This window comes from Heliobacterium chlorum (genome assembly GCF_014502795.1).
Taxonomy (GTDB): domain Bacteria; phylum Bacillota; class Desulfitobacteriia; order Heliobacteriales; family Heliobacteriaceae; genus Heliobacterium; species Heliobacterium chlorum.
Genome location: NZ_JACVHF010000107.1, coordinates 1 through 1,111 on the forward strand (window position 1 = coordinate 1; position 1,111 = coordinate 1,111).

The 1,111-nt window shown below is 45.0% G+C and carries 1 protein-coding gene; it reads right to left on the minus strand.

Annotation, left to right across the window (positions count from 1 at the left end):
* Window positions 1–544: 544 nt before the first annotated feature.
* Window positions 545–1,111 (minus strand): IS66 family transposase (locus H1S01_RS20330; RefSeq protein WP_188042169.1); only part of this gene is annotated, 567 nt, incomplete at its 5' end.

A 1,111-nucleotide genomic window follows, 5' to 3' on the forward strand; every position in this document is an offset into this window, starting at 1 on the left:
CATAATCCTTTAAATTGCAAAAAATTCCATTAGGCCAAAATTCTTTTTTTACTTACGGTAGGGGTGTTGAAAACGCGTTATATTCTTCTAACAGAACTTCGAGTGTCATTTCTTTTTCTTTTATATCCATTGCATCTCACTCCTTTCAGCTAAAGGTTTACCTTCTGTGAGCCCGGGAACATTTTCCCCTAGAAAAAGAGTATCTTCATAGTTTATTTTTTAGACCTGTTTGTCCCGAATAGACATCTCTAATTTCAATTTCGCCGATACTTTCTTTAACCGCTGTACTTGGCCGAAGGAAAAAATTCTGTAGCTTAATGAAATGAAAAACAGACGGCCATTGGTCGGACTGTTTAACTCACCTATTATAAGCTTTATGCCTCAGCCTAACTCGACTCTAACCCTGGGTTTTTCATTGCGATTTCGGCGATCTGTTTACCGAGGTTATTTTGTGTTTTAACTGGTCCGCCGGGTACGGAAGTCAGTCACCTCGTAACCGTAAAATAATCCCCACCTTGTTGCCAGGGTGGGGATTTGAGTATGCTTATTTTGTTGTTCGACAGACTTTGGGTAACGTATTGGACCAAGGAAGCAGTGAATCGAGAGCCTGATGGTCTTCTGTGTCGATGTTCGGAAGCTTCTCAAAGAGGTAGGTTAGATAGGTAAAGGGATGTAATCCGTTTTCCTTGGCGGTTTCCACAATACTGTAAATGATCGCGCTGGCCTGAGCACCGCGCGGGGTGTTGGCAAACAACCAGTTTTTGCGTCCGATCACGAATGGCTTGATCGAACGTTCGCTACGATTGTTGTCTATCTCTAAGCGGCCATCGAGCAGGAACGCTTCGAGTTTCTGCCACTGGTTCAGGCAATAGGCAATGGCTTGACCAAGCGCACTTTTAGGAAGTACTTGAGTACTCTGGGTATTCAGCCATGCCAAAAAAGCATTCAGCACAGGTCGGCTGAGCGCTAAGCGGGCTTGATAACGTTCCTCGATGGTCGCATCTTTGAATTCGCGTTCCATCGCAAAGAGCCGGTTGCAAAAGTCAAATCCCTCTTTGGCCACTACCGATGCCGAGCGCTTGTCTTCAGGTAGCGCTTTGAGCGCTTCATC